The sequence below is a fragment of the Paraburkholderia sp. 22099 genome (assembly GCF_052045835.1).
Classification (GTDB): Bacteria; Pseudomonadota; Gammaproteobacteria; order Burkholderiales; family Burkholderiaceae; genus Paraburkholderia; species Paraburkholderia terricola.
The window spans coordinates 138,907-155,086 of the sequence record NZ_JBQEPU010000013.1; the positions used below are offsets into that span (position 1 = coordinate 138,907).

13 protein-coding genes are annotated in these 16,180 nt (G+C 64.8%); 10 read left to right on the plus strand and 3 right to left on the minus strand.

The features are described from left to right. Positions 1 to 176 precede the first annotated feature (176 nt). Entirely contained in the window at positions 177 to 1,112 is a 936-nt protein-coding gene (locus ACTJLC_RS14885) for a LysR family transcriptional regulator (protein ID WP_073432222.1), read from the minus strand. 194 nt (positions 1,113 to 1,306) lie between these two features. Next, the gene (locus ACTJLC_RS14890; protein ID WP_073432223.1) at positions 1,307 to 2,392 is read right to left on the minus strand and encodes a porin; all 1,086 of its coding nucleotides are present in this window, start codon (positions 2,390 to 2,392) and stop codon (positions 1,307 to 1,309) included. 123 nt (positions 2,393 to 2,515) lie between these two features. Here ACTJLC_RS14890 and ACTJLC_RS14895 point away from each other — a divergent pair, with 123 nt between their 5' ends. Then, a complete protein-coding gene (locus tag ACTJLC_RS14895; RefSeq protein WP_440844389.1) occupies positions 2,516 to 2,653 on the plus strand; it encodes a hypothetical protein in 138 nt (45 codons plus the stop codon). A gap of 305 nt (positions 2,654 to 2,958) precedes the next feature. Here the strand turns inward: ACTJLC_RS14895 and ACTJLC_RS14900 are convergent, their stop codons facing one another. Continuing rightward, positions 2,959 to 3,483 (minus strand): hypothetical protein, encoded by a 525-nt coding sequence (locus ACTJLC_RS14900; protein ID WP_244744665.1) that lies wholly within the window; start codon positions 3,481 to 3,483, stop codon positions 2,959 to 2,961. Positions 3,484 to 4,076: 593 nt separating this feature from the next. Between ACTJLC_RS14900 and ACTJLC_RS14905 the strand changes: the two genes are divergently transcribed. The 9 genes from ACTJLC_RS14905 (at position 4,077) to ACTJLC_RS14945 (ending at position 16,145) form a co-directional block, all read left to right on the plus strand. Further along, on the plus strand, positions 4,077 to 5,102 hold the full coding sequence (locus tag ACTJLC_RS14905) for a bile acid:sodium symporter family protein (protein WP_073432225.1): 1,026 nt from the start codon (positions 4,077 to 4,079) through the stop codon (positions 5,100 to 5,102). Between the two features lie 253 nt (positions 5,103 to 5,355). Next, entirely contained in the window at positions 5,356 to 7,209 is a 1,854-nt protein-coding gene (locus ACTJLC_RS14910) for an EAL domain-containing protein (protein ID WP_440844392.1), read from the plus strand. A 202-nt stretch (positions 7,210 to 7,411) separates the two neighbouring features. After that, positions 7,412 to 8,398: a LacI family DNA-binding transcriptional regulator gene (locus ACTJLC_RS14915; RefSeq protein WP_073432227.1), complete on the plus strand. Its 987-nt coding sequence runs from the start codon at positions 7,412 to 7,414 to the stop codon at positions 8,396 to 8,398. Beyond that, on the plus strand, positions 8,395 to 9,681 hold the full coding sequence (locus ACTJLC_RS14920; RefSeq protein ID WP_440844394.1) for an AGE family epimerase/isomerase: 1,287 nt from the start codon (positions 8,395 to 8,397) through the stop codon (positions 9,679 to 9,681). The genes ACTJLC_RS14915 and ACTJLC_RS14920 overlap by 4 nt, the downstream gene beginning before the upstream one ends. Continuing rightward, positions 9,678 to 10,595 carry a carbohydrate kinase family protein gene (locus ACTJLC_RS14925; RefSeq protein WP_440844396.1) on the plus strand — a complete coding sequence of 306 codons (918 nt, stop codon included), beginning with the start codon at positions 9,678 to 9,680 and terminating at the stop codon, positions 10,593 to 10,595. The genes ACTJLC_RS14920 and ACTJLC_RS14925 overlap by 4 nt, the downstream gene beginning before the upstream one ends. 119 nt (positions 10,596 to 10,714) lie before the next feature. Beyond that, positions 10,715 to 10,945: a hypothetical protein gene (locus ACTJLC_RS14930; RefSeq protein WP_073432230.1), complete on the plus strand. Its 231-nt coding sequence runs from the start codon at positions 10,715 to 10,717 to the stop codon at positions 10,943 to 10,945. Between the two features lie 68 nt (positions 10,946 to 11,013). Further along, positions 11,014 to 11,259, plus strand: coding sequence for a hypothetical protein (locus tag ACTJLC_RS14935; RefSeq protein WP_083085059.1), 246 nt, complete (start codon positions 11,014 to 11,016; stop codon positions 11,257 to 11,259). Positions 11,260 to 11,319: 60 nt separating this feature from the next. Beyond that, the gene (locus tag ACTJLC_RS14940) at positions 11,320 to 12,321 is read left to right on the plus strand and encodes an ion channel (protein ID WP_083084842.1); all 1,002 of its coding nucleotides are present in this window, start codon (positions 11,320 to 11,322) and stop codon (positions 12,319 to 12,321) included. 236 nt (positions 12,322 to 12,557) lie between these two features. Beyond that, positions 12,558 to 16,145, plus strand: a complete 3,588-nt coding sequence (locus tag ACTJLC_RS14945; RefSeq protein WP_440844399.1) for an indolepyruvate ferredoxin oxidoreductase family protein — start codon at positions 12,558 to 12,560, stop codon at positions 16,143 to 16,145. Positions 16,146 to 16,180: the final 35 nt, after the last annotated feature.

The window sequence follows — 16,180 nt, forward strand, 5'->3', positions numbered from 1 at the left end:
TGACGCGTTTGACGCGTTTGACGCGTTTGACGCGTTTGACGCGTTTGACGCGTTTGACGCGGCAGGCCGCTTCCCCTACCCCCCGCGTGCGGCGCGCCAGTTAGCCCGACCATCACCGATAGGCAACTTTGGCGCCGTCCGTCATCACCGACGAACGGCGGCGCACCGCCACGCGCCTAACGCGCGGCCAACGCCTTGATCTGCTCCAGCGACGGCCACAGCGATTCGTTCGCGAACCGCTCCGCCAGGAAGTCGACAAACGAACGGACCTTCGCCGACAGATGCCGGCGGCTCGCATACACCACATGAATCGGCAGTTCGCGCGGCGGCACCTCGTCCACCAGCAACGGCACGAGACGCCCCGCGGCCAGATCGTCGCCGATCACCTCGGTGCCGAGCAACGCGATACCCGCGCCTTGCAGCACGATCACGCGTTGCGCTTCCAGATGATTGACGATCAGGTTGCCCGACAGACGCATGCGCGAGGCGTCGCCCATGCCGGGCGCGATTTCGAGCGCCGACACGCCCGCATAGTGCAGATAGTTGTGGCGAGCGAGATCGGCGACGGTTTTCGGCGTGCCGTGACGGCGCAGATAGGCCGGCGACGCGCACAGCACGAGGTGAGCGGTCGCGATCTGCCGGGCGATCAGCGACGACGACTTCAGCCCGCCCGGCGAGGCCCGGATCGCGACGTCGAAGCCCTCGTCGATCAGTTCGACCACGCGGTCGGACAAGGTCATGTCGACGGTGACTTGCGGATACTGCGCGGCGTAGTCGGCCACGGCGGCCATCACGTGGCTCAAGCCGAACGCCGACAGCGACGACACCCGCAAGCGCCCCTGCGGCACGACGCTCGCCGCGCCGACCGCCTGCTCGGCCTCCTCGAGTTCGGTGAGCACCTGCGAGAGGCGCTCGTAGTATTCGCGGCCCGCCTCGGTCGGCGCGACGCGCCGCGTCGTGCGGTTCAAAAGACGCGCGCCGAGTTGCTGTTCGAGGTGCATCACGTGCTTGCTCGCCATCGCCGCCGACATCTCCATCCGCTCGGCCGCGCCGACAAAGCTGCCGATCTCGACCACGTGGCGGAACACTTTCATGCTGACGAGGGTGTCCATCTCAATCGCTCGCTGAGGGAATTAATCAGCGTCATTTTGCAGGGTTTATCAACCAGACGGTGAGCGGATCGGCTACGCGCGGACGTCAGAAACGACAAAGCCCGCCTTCGGGAGAAAGCGGGCCTTGCGGATATTGCCGCGGCAGGTTAGCCGTCATGCGGCGACTGCCGCGAAGCGGACGCCGCGCGGCACGCTCAGAACTTGGCGCGCATGCCGACGCCGTAGGTGTTGCCGCTCGACTGGCCGGTGATGTGGTCGTACAGGTAGGCCGCGTAGATGTCGGTGCGCTTGGACAGCGGATAGTCGTAGCCGACCGCGGCCGTCTGACGGGTCTGGTCGAAGCCGCCGCCGTCGCGCGAATACGCGTACGACGCCATCACGGTGCCCGGGCCCACCGGCACCGAGACGCCGCCCTGCGCCGTGTTCACGTGCCAGCTCGTCGAGGTCTGATCGTTGTGCGTGTACATGTATTGACCGAAAAGCTTCACGTACTTGAGGTCGTAAGACAGGCCGAGCTGCGCCACGCCCTGCGCCTTCAGGCCCGGCACGCCGGACGAATCGAAGCTGCCCAGGTCGCCCGGCGAGTTGTTGAAGTTCACGTACTGGTACACCGCGGTCGCCGCAAACGGGCCGTGGAAGTACAGCACCTGGCCGCTCCACTTTTTCGCGCCGTTCTGCGTCGTGTTGCCGAGTGCGTACATCGCGCTCGCGGAGAGCCCGTTGAAATTCGGCGACGAGTATTGCACCGCGTTGTTCCAACCCGAATCGCCCGTCACGCCTTGATCGGTCGAGTAGGTCGGGAATGTGCCGAGTCCGAGGTAGACGTGATAGACCATCGGCGAGAAGACATACGAGTCGATGAACGGATTGAACAGGATCGTCGATACGAACAATTGAGTGGTCAGACGGCCGGCGGTGACCGTGCCGTACGGCGATTCGATACCGACATACGCATTGCGCGAGAACATCGTGTCGCCGCTGAAGCGGCCGTACTGGCCGTTCTGCGCGCGGAAGAAGTCTTCCAACGTGAAGATCGCCTTGTAGCCGTTGCCCAGATCCTCAGCCCCCTTCAAGCCCCAGTACGACGTGGACATGCCGCCGCCGGACACCTGCACCGACGTCTTGCCGCCCGGAAACTTCTGCGCGCCGACCCATTCGTCGACCTGACCGTAAAGCTGCACGCTCGATTGCGCAAAAGCAGACGATGCACTGGCCAGCAGAGCGGCACACGCGGTTGCCTTGAGAGTGGTCTTCAGCGCACGGCTGATGCTTGTTTTCATGGATTCTCCTGTCTTTGTCAAAAGGGGGTGGCTGTGCGAAAGGGGAAGCTCGCGCGAACCATTGTTGTTGTCCGTTCGGTGATCGAGCCAATCTGGGCGGGACCATCTTTGCGGACCATTTTTATGGACAAAAATATCGTTGGTTATTGCGGGTATATCGGTCTGATTAGTTTTGTCGCTTATCGGCCTGATAAAGCGCGTGTTCCAGCCGCCCGCGCGGCAGCGCCGCAAAGCTCGCCGCGCGACGAAAAACAGCGCTGACATTGCGCCGGGCCGGGGTAACACCGCTTCAGACGACATGCGGATGACGCGCCGCCGCGCAAACCACCAAATTTGACGATGGGAGACGGTTCGCTGCCGAGCGTTTTCAAAAAAGTGTGGCGTCGAAACGTCAGATTGGCGGGGGCATTTCGGACGATGCCAAGGCCGCCTGGAAAACTGGCAAGCGCCGCAGTAATGCAGCGAAGGAGAGGAAGAAGGAAGCGAACAGCGCTTGTGGTACCCGCGAGCGAGCGTTTGCCTGCCCGTGCAACAAGAACGGCGACGGGTGCGTCACCGTGCGACGGCTAGTTCCGGTACGGCGAACCTTCCTGTTGACGCGGATCGTCCGACTGGCGCGGCATGGCGCGCGTCGAGCCGCGCTCTTCGTTATAGCGGGCGACGTCGGCGCGAATCGAACCGCTGCGAACCGGCCCATTGCCCGGCGGCCGCTGCGCGGAGCGCGATTCGGCGCTCACCGGCTTAATCGCGCCCGCGTACTGGATGCCGCCGCGTCCCGCGCCCGGATAGGCGGGGCCCGACGGTCCTGCAACCCGACGCATGCGCGGATCGTAGTTGCCGAAGCCGTTCGCGTAAATGCCGCCAGCCAGGTCCGCACCGCCGCGCGGCAGGCGCATGTTCCGGTCAGCCGTGTCGTTGCGGGCCGGCCTTGCGTTGGGCGCGCCGTAGTAACGGTTGTCGTTGCGCGCATCACCACGCATCGCATGTGCCGCGCCTCCCGACGCGTACCCACCGCCACCGCCGCCGTGCAGCATGCCCGGCGCTTTTGCATAGGCGAACGAGCACAGCGCGGCGATGACTGCGCCCAACACCCAGTGCTTCGTTCTCGACAACGCGTCCACCCAGTGACTCTCATGCCCGAAGACTTGCCTGAAACCCACCGTTCGAGCTGCGATGGACTTGTTCTGGGACTGGCACGAGCGCTGCGGATATATCGCGGCGCGGGAGCATCCCGATGGCCTTTGAAGCGTAATTTATGGGTGCTGACAAAGGGTGTCGAGCCAAAAAGTGTTATGCCCCAACCGCGGATGTAACACCTTGTTACTGCGACGTTTTTCCGCGACAGTGCGCTTGCGTTAAAGCCTTGGAACCGCTTGCTCGGGGCATCGCCGAGGGCACCTGGCTCACGCTTGCTTACGACCAATCGCCCCTGGATTCTTCGCCCGATTGTCGAAACCATGGAACCAGACAAACCGCCTCGCGAATCTTGAACGGCGACCGCCGATAGCCGGCCAGCCGCTTGCTCATGTGATTGGATGCAGGTTATTCATTAATGAATTCGGCAAATGAATTTGCTTTTTCAATCGATTTTCAACAACAATAGACGTCTCCCATAGCTTGAGGCTGGCGACTTGCACGCGCGTTTGCCGTGCGCTTTTCCGCATCACCGAATCGAGATTCCGACATGGCTCGCCCGAAACTGCTTCCCGACAACTTCACCTTGTGCCTCGTCGGCACCGTGATTCTTGCCAGCTTTCTGCCGGTTCACGGGCAGGCCGCCGCCGGGTTCGACTGGGTGACGAACGTGGCGGTCGGCCTGCTGTTTTTCCTGCACGGCGCAAAACTTTCACGCGAAGCGATTATTGCGGGGGCGACGCACTGGCGTCTTCATCTGGTAGTGCTGCTCAGCACGTTCGCGCTGTTTCCGCTGCTCGGCCTCGCCCTTAAGCCGCTCCTTTCGCCACTTGTCACGCCGGCGCTCTATGCGGGGGTCCTCTTCCTCTGCACGCTGCCGTCGACGGTGCAGTCGTCCATCGCGTTTACTTCCATTGCGAAGGGCAATGTGCCGGCCGCCGTGTGCAGCGCGTCGGCCTCGAGCCTGCTGGGCATCTTCATCACGCCCGCGCTCGTCAGCCTCCTCGTCACTAACCACGCCGCCGGCGGCAGTTCGCCGTGGCATACGGTGGGCAATATCGTGCTGCAACTGCTGGTGCCGTTCGTGGCCGGGCAGTTGCTGCGGCCGCTGATCGGCAAGTGGATCGAGCGCAATCGCGGCGTGCTGAAATTCGTGGACCAGGGCTCGATCCTGCTGGTGGTGTACGGCGCGTTCAGCGAAGCGGTCAACCAGGGCCTTTGGCATCAGATTCCGCTCTCCGCGCTCGGCGGCCTGCTGGTGGTCAACGTCGTGCTGCTCGCGCTCGCGCTGGCCGCGACGATGTTCGTCAGCAAGCGGCTCGGCTTCAACCGCGCCGACCAGATCACGATCATCTTCTGCGGTTCGAAGAAAAGCCTTGCCGCCGGCGTGCCGATGGCCAAGGTCATTTTCGCCTCGCATGCGGTGGGCGCCGTGGTATTGCCGCTGATGCTGTTCCATCAGATCCAGTTGATGGTGTGCGCCGCGCTCGCGCAGCGCTGGGGCGCCCGCGACACCAGCGGCGAAACCCGCGCCGCCGCGCGCGAGCGGTCCGCCGCCGCCGTGGCCCGCCGTTGAATACGCGCGCAATGCAATCAGGACATTCATAAGCGCCCTCCCTGAGCGTCATTTGAAGAAAGCCGCCGCGTGCGGCTTTTTTGTTATTTCACGCGCAAACGCCGCCGCTGTCGCCTCGGCCGGACGGCATAGGCAAAATCCTGGAGGCGCCTGGCCTCGCGCACCAATCCAGTGCGACGCTTCACGAAAACTTCACTTAATTCCACGCCAGGCGGGCCGATAAGCCGAACGTCGATCGCTACGCCTACCTGCCATGCAACCTCGCTCGCCCTCCCGATTCGCCACGCCGCGCATCGCGGAGTTGATCTCCCGGCGCGATCTGTCCGCCGTATTCCAGCCGATCATCGATTTCGAGGACGGCGCGATTCTCGGCTACGAAGGGCTGATCCGCGGCCCGGCCGGCACGCCGCTCGAAGCGCCGTTCGCGCTGTTTTCGCAGGCGCTCGCCGAGGGCTGCGCGATCGAACTCGAACGCGCAGCCGCGCACACCTGCATCGAGGCGTTCGCGAGACTCGGTGTGGACGGCAAGCTGTTCCTCAACTTCAGCGCGGGCGCGATCCGCCAACTGGCCGACGCGCGCGAGGACACGCTCGCGCTGCTGCGGCATCGCGGGCTGGATCCGCAGCGCATCGTGATCGAGTTGACCGAGCAGAGCATGATCGCGGACGTCGGCAGCTTCCTGCCGGTGATCTCGGCGCTGCGCACGGCGGGCGCGCAATTCGCGCTCGACGACTACGGCACCGCCAACGCCAGCATGAATCTGTGGGTGCGGCTGCAACCGGACGTGGTGAAGATCGACCGCTTCTTCATTCACGACATTGCCTGCGATCCGCTCAAGTTCGAAGCCGTGCGCGCGATGCAGCACTTCGCCAGCGCGAGCGGCGCGCAACTGGTGGCCGAGGGTATCGAGAACGAAGCCGATCTGATCGTGGTGCGCGACATGGGCATCGCCTGCGGGCAGGGTTATTTCTTCGGCCGCCCGCATGCGCAGCCGGCGCGCCACGTAACCGACGACGCCCGCGACGCGCTGCGCGCCGGCCATATCGCCGTATTTCCGGAGCCCACGCGCATGGCTAGCGGCGCGTCGCCGTCGGGCGGCATGGCGTCGGCGAAGATGCTGGTGCATGCGCCCGCGCTGCCGCGTCACGCCACCAACAACGACGTGCTCGAACTGTTCAACCGTCTGCCCGACCTGCACGCGGTCGCGGTGGTCGAATATGACGAACCCGTCGCGCTGATCAACCGCCGCAGCTTCATGGACCGCTACGCGCTGCCGTACCACCGCGAGCTGTTCGGCAAGCGTCCGTGTTTGCTGTTCGCCAACGCATCGCCGGTGATCATCGAGAAATCGATGACCGTCGAGCAGATGGCCAGGCTGCTCGCAAGCGACGACCAGCGCTATCTCGCCGACGGTTTCGTGATCACCGAAAACGGCAAATACGCGGGGCTGGGCACCGGCGAGAACCTCGTGCGCGCGGTGACCGAGGTGCGCATCGAAGCCGCGCGCTACGCGAATCCGCTGACCTTCCTGCCGGGCAACATTCCGATCAGCTCGCACATCGCCCGCCTGCTCGGCAACGACGCGGGCTTTCACGCGTGTTACGTCGACCTGAATCACTTCAAGCCCTTTAACGATCAGTACGGCTACTGGCAAGGCGACGAAGTGCTGAAATTCGCCGCCGCCGTGCTCGCCGACGTGTGCGATCCGACGCGCGATTTTCTCGGCCATGTCGGCGGCGACGACTTCCTGATCCTGTTCCAGAGCGAGGACTGGCGCGAGCGCGTGCTGCGCGCGATCCACGTGTTCAACGAAGGCGCGCAGCGCTTCTATGCGCCCGCCGACCGGCTCGCGGGCGGCATTCACGGCGAAGACCGGCGCGGCAATCCGACCTTCTTCGGTTTCGTGACGATGGCGATCGGCTGCGTGCGCGTGGCACCGGACGGCGGCCCCGCGCTCTACAGCAGCGAGGAGATCGCCTCGGTCGCGGCGCTGGCGAAGCGTCGCGCGAAGCACGAGACGAGCGGTTTCGTCCTGATCGACGCGGAGGAAAGCCTGACGTTATTACGCGGCCAGGCTGAGGCCGTTCTTCAAGCGCCCTTCGACTGAATGCGCAACAGCAACAGCCCCTGGAGCCACGATCCACGCAATGTTTAGTGAATTTTACTAAACGACAAATTCCGGGCCAACCTCAACATCTACGGGTATTTCCGGGTGTGGATCGCCGGTTTCCAAAGGTGTTTCCGGCGGGTTTTACTATACAATCGCCCGAATTCAAACACCGTGCGGCCCTGCTCGGCCGTGTCATTCGATGGCCACAACCATCCGCGACGTCGCCCGCGCGGCGAGCGTGTCGATCGGCACCGTCTCCCGTGCGCTGAAGAACCAGCCCGGCCTCTCCGAAGCCACGCGCGTGCGCGTGGTCGAAGCGGCGCGGCAGCTCGGTTACGACGCCGCCCAATTGCGTCCGCGCATTCGCCGTCTCACCTTCCTGTTGCATCGTCAGCACAATAATTTCGCCGTCAGCCCGTTTTTTTCGCACGTGCTGCACGGCGTGGAAGACGCGTGCCGCGAACGCGGCATCGTCCCATCGGTGCTGACCGCCGGTCCCACCGAGGACGTGATCCAGCAGATGCGCCTGCACGCGCCGGACGCGGTGGCGATCGCCGGTTTCGTCGAACCCGAAACGTTGAGTACGCTGGTGGCGATGCGCCGTCCGCTCGTGCTGATCGACCTGTGGGCGCCCGGCCTGCGCTCGGTGAACCTCGACAACGCCGCGGGCGCCATGCTCGCCATGCGGCATCTGTTCGGGCAGGGGCGCAAGCGCATCGCGTTCATCGGCGGCTCGCTCGCGCACTTCAGCATCGCCCAGCGCGCGCTCGGTTACCGGCGCGCGTTTTTCGAAGCGGGGCTGCTGTTCGACCCGTCGCTTGAAGTGACCATCGACGCCGGCCTCGACCCCGACAGCGGCGCCGCGCGCGCGATGCATCAGTTGCTCGACGCGCCCGGCCCACGGCCCGACGCCGTGTTCGCCTACAACGACGCCGCCGCGCTCGCCGCGCTGCGCGCGTGCCTCGCGCGCGGCCTGCGCGTGCCCGAGGACATCGCCATCATCGGCTTCGACGACATTCCCGCCGCCGCCCACGCCACGCCGCCGCTGTCCACCATTTCGGTCGACAAGGAAGCGCTCGGCCGGCGCGGCGTCGAGTTGCTGCTCGAAGACGCGCCTGCCGAACTGGAAATCCGCTTGCCCGTTCATCTCATTGCCCGTGCCAGTACTTTGATGGAAAAGCCATGACGCAATCCGATCCGCATCAACCCGCAAACGGCGCGGCCGTTGCCGTGCCGCCCGTCGACAGTTTCCGCAGCCGCGATTTCCTGCTCGCGCATGTGCAGGACACGCTGCGCTTTTACGCGCCGAACGTGCTCGATCCGAGCGGCGGCTTCTTTCATTTTTTCCGCGACGACGGTTCCGTCTACGACAAGACCACGCGGCATCTGGTGAGCAGTTGCCGCTACGTCTTCAACTACGCGATGGCGTATCGCCAGTTCGGCGACCCGCGGCATCTCGAGTACGTGCGCCACGGCTTGCGCTTCCTGCGCGAAGTGCATTGGGACCCGCACCACGAGGGCTACGACTGGGAGCTCGAATGGCGGGACGGCAAGAAGCGCACGCTCGACGCCACGCGCCACTGCTACGGTCTCGCGTTCGTGCTGCTCGCCTATTCGCATGCGGCGATGGCGGGCGTCGAGGAAGCGAGGCCGATGATCGGCGCGACCTTCGAACTGATGGAACACCGCTTCTGGGACCCCGCCGCCGGTCTCTACGCCGACGAGGCATCGCCCGAATGGCGCGTGAGTTCGTACCGCGGGCAGAACGCGAACATGCACACCACCGAGGCGCTGCTCGCCGCGCATGAGGCGACCGGCCACCTCGTCTATCTGGATCGCGCGGAACGGGTCGCGTCGAATATCACGCTGCGCCAGGCGAAGCTCTCGCAGGGGCTCGTGTGGGAGCACTTTCACGCGGACTGGTCGGTGGACTGGCATTACAACGAGGAAGACAGCTCGAACATCTTCCGCCCGTGGGGCTTTCAGCCGGGGCATCAAACCGAATGGGCGAAGCTGCTGCTGATTCTGGAGCGCTACCGTCCGTTGCCGTGGCTGCTGCCGCGCGCGATCGAACTGTTCGACGCCGCGATGACGCACGCATGGGACGAAGACCACGGCGGCCTCTATTACGGCTTCGGCCCGGACGGCACCGTGTGCGACCACGACAAATACTTCTGGGTCCAGGCCGAGACCTTCGCCACCGCCGCGCTGCTCGGCAAGCGCACCGGCAACGAACGCTTCTGGGACTGGTACGACGAGATCTGGCGCTATAGCTGGGCGCACTTCGTCGATCACAAGCATGGCGCGTGGTATCGCATCCTCACCTGCGACAACCGCAAGTACAGCGACGAAAAGAGTCCCGCCGGCAAGACCGACTATCACACGATGGGCGCGTGCTACGAGGTGCTGGCGCACGCACTGCCCGACAGCACGGCCGCTGCGAAGGAATCCGCGGAGCAGACGAAATGAACGACCGCAGCGCGAACAGCGCACTCCCTCTCTTCGTCTCGGCCGGCGACATCCTCACCGACCTCGTGCGCACCGGTCCCTCGCAATGGCTGTCGCGTCCTGGCGGCGCCGGCTGGAACGTGGCGCGCTGCGTCGCGCGGCTCGGTTTGCCGACCGCGTGCGCCGGGTCGCTCGGCGTCGACAATTTCTCGGACGAACTGTGGAACGCGAGCGTCGCCGCCGGGCTCGACATGCGCTTCATGCAGCGCGTCGAGCGCCCGCCCTTGCTGGCGATCGTTCATCAGACGCATCCGCCCGCGTACTTTTTCATGGGCGAAAACGGCGCGGACCTGGCGTTCGACCCCACGCGCTTGCCGGCGGGCTGGATCGAGCAGGTGAAGTGGGCGCACTTCGGCTGCATCAGCCTCGTGCGGCAGCCGCTCGGCGATACGCTGGCCGAGTTGGCGGCCGAACTGCGCACGCGCGGCGTGAAGATCAGCTTCGATCCGAATTACCGGAATCTGATGGAGCATGGGTATGCGCCCACGCTGCGCAAGATGGCCGCGCTCGCCGATCTGATCAAGGTCTCGGACGAGGATTTGCGCCTGCTCTTCAAGACCGACGACGAGGCCGCCGCGCTCGCGCAACTGCAAGCCATGAATCCGTCCGCCGCCGTGCTGGTGACGCGCGGACCGGAAACGGCCATGCTGATCGACGGCGCAATGCTGACGGAAGCACGGCCGCCGCGCGTCGAGGTGGTCGACACCGTGGGGGCGGGAGACGCGTCCATCGGCGGCTTGCTGTTCAGCTTGATGACCGCGCCGCAGCGGGCCTGGCCCGAGCACCTGGCGTTCGCGCTGGCCGCTGGCGCGGCGGCTTGCCGGCACGCCGGCGCGCACGCGCCGTCGCTGGATGAAGTCGTCGCGCTGCTGTAATTCCGCTGTCTTGCGCGGCGCGCATTGTCATGACGACGGAGCGCCGCGCGGCGAAAACCGAAGCTCCATCATCGTGCTAGCATGAAAAAACCGAAACCTTTGGAAGAAGGAGCGACGCCATGGACGACATCACCTACACCAAAGGCATCTACACGGCTACCGCCTCGGTAAGAGAGTTACAGACCGACTCGTACCAGGGCCTCGTCACCCTCACGCGCGACGAAGGCGGCGGAGCCAACGATCAGGAGACGACGGTCTACGAAGTGGAAGCGACTTCGTCGACGCCGGAGGAAGCGCTCGAGGAAGCCAAGGCGCTCGCTCACCGTATTCTCGGGGAAATCGAACTCTAGGTAGTCAAACCGCCGGCGCCGCGTTGCGTCGCGCGCTGCGCCACCCGAACAACCGGCTGGAGGCGATCATGGCTGAACAGCTCTTCCTCTACGGCGTGTACTCCATTCACGTCCGCCCACTCGAACTCAACGGCGCGCGCTGGGACGCGGAATACGAAATCCGGCATCGCGAGAAAGCGGTCAAAACGTGGGCGACCGTCGGCGGCGACGATGGCTACGCCGACGAAGCCGAAGCGGTCGCCGCCGCGCATCAGCAAGCCGTCAACGATATCGAGCACGGCGCCGGCATACCCAAGCCGCGAACATTTCCGTAGCGCGAACGCGCGCAAGGCGCCGTGCTACGCTTTGCGCGTTTTCATCTCCACGAGCACGCAATGGCTAGCGAACCCTCAGACCGATTTTCCGGCACCGGCCTCGGCGACGCTGGCGTGCGTGCGCGGCGGCGCCGCACGCCCGGCGGCCGCGAGATGCGCCTCGACGATCGCGTGGTGATCGCGCACGGCATGCCCACGCCGCTCTGGCAGGACCTCTATCACCGCGCGCTCGTGGTGCGCTGGCCGATGTTCTTCGTCTCGCTCGCGGTGCTGTTCCTGGTGCTCAACACCGCGTTCGCCGCGCTCTACATGATCGGTGACGAGGCGATCGCCAATCAGTTTCCGCCGGGCTTCGGCGGCGCGTTTTTCTTCAGCGTCGAAACGCTCGCGACCGTCGGATACGGCGACATGCATCCGCGAACCACCTACGCGCACTGGATCGCCACGCTCGAAATCTTCATCGGCATGTCGAGCATCGCGTTGGCGACGGGCCTGATCTTCGCGCGCTTTTCGCGTCCGCACGCCAAGATCATGTTCGCCCGTTATGCGGTCGTGCGGCCGCTCGATGGCCGCATGACGCTGATGGTGCGCGCGGCCAACGCGCGTCAGAACGTCATCGCCGAAGCGCGCGCGAAGCTGCGCATTCTGCGCAGGGAAACCACCGCCGAGGGTTATACGCTGCGCAAGCTCCACGACCTGACGCTCGTGCGGGACCAGCATCCCGTGTTCAAGCTGGGTTGGAGCCTCATGCATGTCATCGACGAAAGCAGCCCGCTGTTCGGCGAAACCGCCGAAACACTCAAGAATCGCGACACCTCGCTGCTGCTGACGCTCGAAGGAGTCGACGAATCCACCGCGCAAACCATGCAGGCGCGCTACGTGTGGACGTTCGACGAGATCTACTGGCAGCATCGCTTCGTGGACGTCATGAGCGAGGTGGATGGCGTGAGTCACATCGACTACTCGCATTTCGACGAGATCGTGCCGCTCGACGCGGCACCGCTCGACGTCACGGCGCGGGCCGCCGCGACCGCGCAGTCGGATACGGTTGCCGGAAACTGAATACGCCGCCCGGGGCGTCGCGCGGGACACCAGGGCATACCCGGAGCCTCCGCCCGCCTGGCAAATCCCTCTCGAAACGTCGGCAAAATGCGCGACTCTTCTCGCTCATTCGCCGTCAGCCGTTCGAACTAGAAAAAATCTACTCTGATCGGCGCTGAAAAATAGAGTCTCTTTCGTCGCGTCGCCCATGTGGTCCCCACCCACGGCGCGCGGATGCAGATAATGGAGACTCACCCATGACCGCTCGCCTGCCCATCGATGGCACGCCCGCTCTCGCCGATTACAAGCTGTCCGACAACCTCACCGCGACGCGCGGCCGCATTTTCCTGACCGGCACCCAGGCGCTGGTGCGCCTCGCGTTGATGCAGCGCGCGCTCGATCGGGCGCGCGGCATGAACACCGCCGGTTTCATCAGCGGCTATCGCGGCTCGCCGCTCGGCATGGTCGATCAGCAGTTGTGGAAAGCGAACAAACTGCTCGCGGCGAGCGATATTCGCTTCCTGCCGGCGATCAACGAGGAACTCGGCGGCACTGCCGTGCTCGGCACGCAGCGGGTGGAGGCCGACCCCGAACGCACCGTCGAAGGCGTGTTCGCGATGTGGTACGGCAAGGGCCCCGGCGTGGATCGCGCCGGCGACGCGCTCAAGCACGGCAACGCATACGGCTCGTCGCCGCACGGCGGCGTGCTGGTGGTGGCGGGCGACGACCACGGCTGCGTGTCGTCGTCGATGCCGCATCAGAGCGACTTCGCGATGATGGCCTGGCATATGCCGATCGTGAATCCGTCCAACATCGCCGACATGCTCGAATTCGGCTTGTACGGCTGGGCGTTGTCGCGATTCTCGGGCGCGTGGATCGGCTACAAGGCGATCTCCGAGACGGTCGAATCGGGCTCGACCGTCGACCTCGACGCGCTGCATACCGAATGGACGCCGCCGCACGATTTCCAGGCGCCAGCCGGCGGCCTGCATAACCGCTGGCCCGATCTGCCGAGCCTGACGATCGAATCGCGCATGCACGCGAAGCTCGACGCGGTGCGCCACTTCGCGCGCGCCAACAGCATCGACAAATGGATCGCGCCGAGCCCGCACGCGAACGTGGGCATCGTCACTTGCGGCAAGGCGCATCTTGACTTGATGGAGACGCTGCGCCGGCTCGATCTGACGGTCGCCGATCTGGACGCCGCCGGCGTGCGGATCTACAAGGTCGGCTTGTCGTTTCCGCTGGAGATGACGCGCATCGACGCGTTCGTTGCCGGTTTGTCCGAAGTGCTGGTGATCGAGGAGAAGGGCCCGGTCATCGAACAGCAGATCAAGGACTATCTGTACAACCGCACGCAAGGCACGCGGCCGATCGTGATCGGCAAGCATGCCGAGGACGGCACGATGCTGCTGTCGTCGCTCGGTGAATTGCGGCCTTCGCGTATCTTGCCGGTGTTCGCGAACTGGCTCGCCAAACACAAGCCCGCGCTCGACCGGCGCGAGCGCGTGGTCGATCTGGTCGCGCCGCACATTCTCTCGAACGCCGCGGACAGCGTGAAGCGCACGCCGTATTTCTGTTCGGGCTGCCCGCACAACACCTCGACGAAAGTGCCGGAAGGATCGATCGCGCAAGCGGGCATCGGCTGTCACTTCATGGCTTCGTGGATGGAGCGCGACACGACCGGGCTGATCCAGATGGGCGGTGAAGGCGTCGACTGGGCGTCGCATTCGATGTTCACGAAAACGCGTCACGTGTTCCAGAATCTCGGCGACGGCACGTACTTTCACTCGGGCATTCTCGCGATCCGCCAGGCGGTGGCCGCGAAAGCCACCATCACGTACAAGATTCTCTATAACGATGCGGTTGCGATGACGGGCGGGCAGCCGGTCGACGGCAGCATCTCGGTGCCGCAGATCGCGCGCCAGGTGGAAGCCGAAGGCGTGTCGCGCTTCGTCGTGGTGAGCGACGAGCCGGAGAAATACGACGGCCATCACGATCTGTTTCCGAAGGGCACGACGTTTCACCATCGCAGCGAAATGGACGCCGTGCAGCGCCAATTGCGCGACACCGACGGCGTGACGGTGCTGATCTACGACCAGACCTGCGCGGCGGAAAAACGGCGCAGAAGGAAGAAAGGCGAATTCCCCGATCCCGACAAGCGTCTGTTCATCAACGAGGAAGTCTGCGAAGGCTGCGGCGATTGCGGCGTGCAATCGAATTGCCTGTCGGTGGAACCCGTTGAAACGGCATTGGGACGCAAGCGGCGCATCGACCAATCGTCGTGCAACAAGGATTATTCCTGCGTGAACGGCTTCTGCCCGAGTTTCGTCACCGTGGAAGGCGGCAAGCTGAAGAAAGCCGCGGGCGTGGCGTTCGATCCGCAAGCGCTGGCGGCGCGCGTCGCTGCGTTGCGCGTTCCCGCGACGCATCTCGACGCCGCGCCCTACGACATTCTGGTGACGGGCGTCGGCGGGACCGGCGTCGTGACGGTCGGCGCGCTGATCAGCATGGCGGCGCATCTGGAAGGCAAGAGCGCGTCGGTGCTCGACTTCATGGGCTTCGCGCAAAAGGGCGGCTCGGTGCTGTCGTTCGTGCGCTTCGCCGCGCGCGACGAATGGCTCAACCAGGTGCGGATCGACACGCAACAGGCCGACGTGCTGCTCGCCTGCGACATGGTGGTGGGCGCGAGCGCCGATGCCCTGCAAACGGTGCGTCATGGCCGCACGCGCATCGTCGTGAATACGCATGCGATTCCGAATGCGAGCTTCGTGCAGAACCCCGACGCGACGCTGCATGCGGATGCGCTGATCGACAAGATGCGTCACGCGGCAGGTGCGGAACGCATGTCCACGTGCGACGCGCAAGCGCTTGCCACGCGCTTTCTCGGCGACACCATCGGCGCGAACATTCTGATGCTCGGCTATGCGTGGCAGCTCGGTCTCGTGCCGGTATCGTTCGCCGCGATGATGCGCGCGATCGAGTTGAACAACGTCGCCGTGCAGATGAATCAGTTGGCGTTCTCGATCGGCCGGCTCGCCGCCGAAGACCCCGCCGCGCTCGAAGCATTGTGGGAAGCGCGGCATGTCGCGAAGCAAACGGTGCGCGTCGATACGCTCGATGAACTGATCGCGCATCGCGAGGGGCGTCTGCAAACGTATGGCGGCGAGCGCTATGTGAAGCGTTATCGCGCGCTGGTGGATGCTGCACGTCGCGCCGAGACCGCGGTGGACGCACGGAGCGAGCGCCTCACGCGCGCGGTGGCGACCACGTTCTACCGTCTGCTCGCCGTGAAGGATGAATACGAAGTGGCGCGCCTGCATACGGACGCCGCATTCCGCGAGGCGCTCGAAGCGCAGTTCGAAGGCGTGGCGGGCAAGGACTTCGGCATCAGATTCAATCTCGCGCCGCCGACGCTGACGCGTCCGCAGCCCGGCATCAACCCGGCCAAGAAAACCTTCGGTCAATGGATGTGGCCGGTGCTCGGCATGCTGGCGAAATGGCGCGGCCTGCGCGGCACGATGCTCGATCCGTTCGGCCGCACGCTCGAACGCAGGATGGAGCGCGAACTCGCCGACGATTACGAAACCACGCTGCAACGCGCGTTTGCAAAGCTCAACGCGAACAACCTGGAAGACGTCGCGAAGCTGGCCGACCTGCATGCTCGCGTGCGCGGTTATGGTCACGTGAAGCTGGCGAATCTGGCGGGCGTGAAGCGTGGCGAACGCGATCTCGCCGCACGCTTGCAGATCGAAGCAGCAACGGGCGCGTGCGTGAAGAAGTCGCTGGAAGAGGTGAAAGGCGCCGGGCAGTTGCGCGGCATTCCGGTGGTGGTCGCGAAGTAAGGCTCGTGTGCGTGGGCATGTGCGTGTTGCAAATG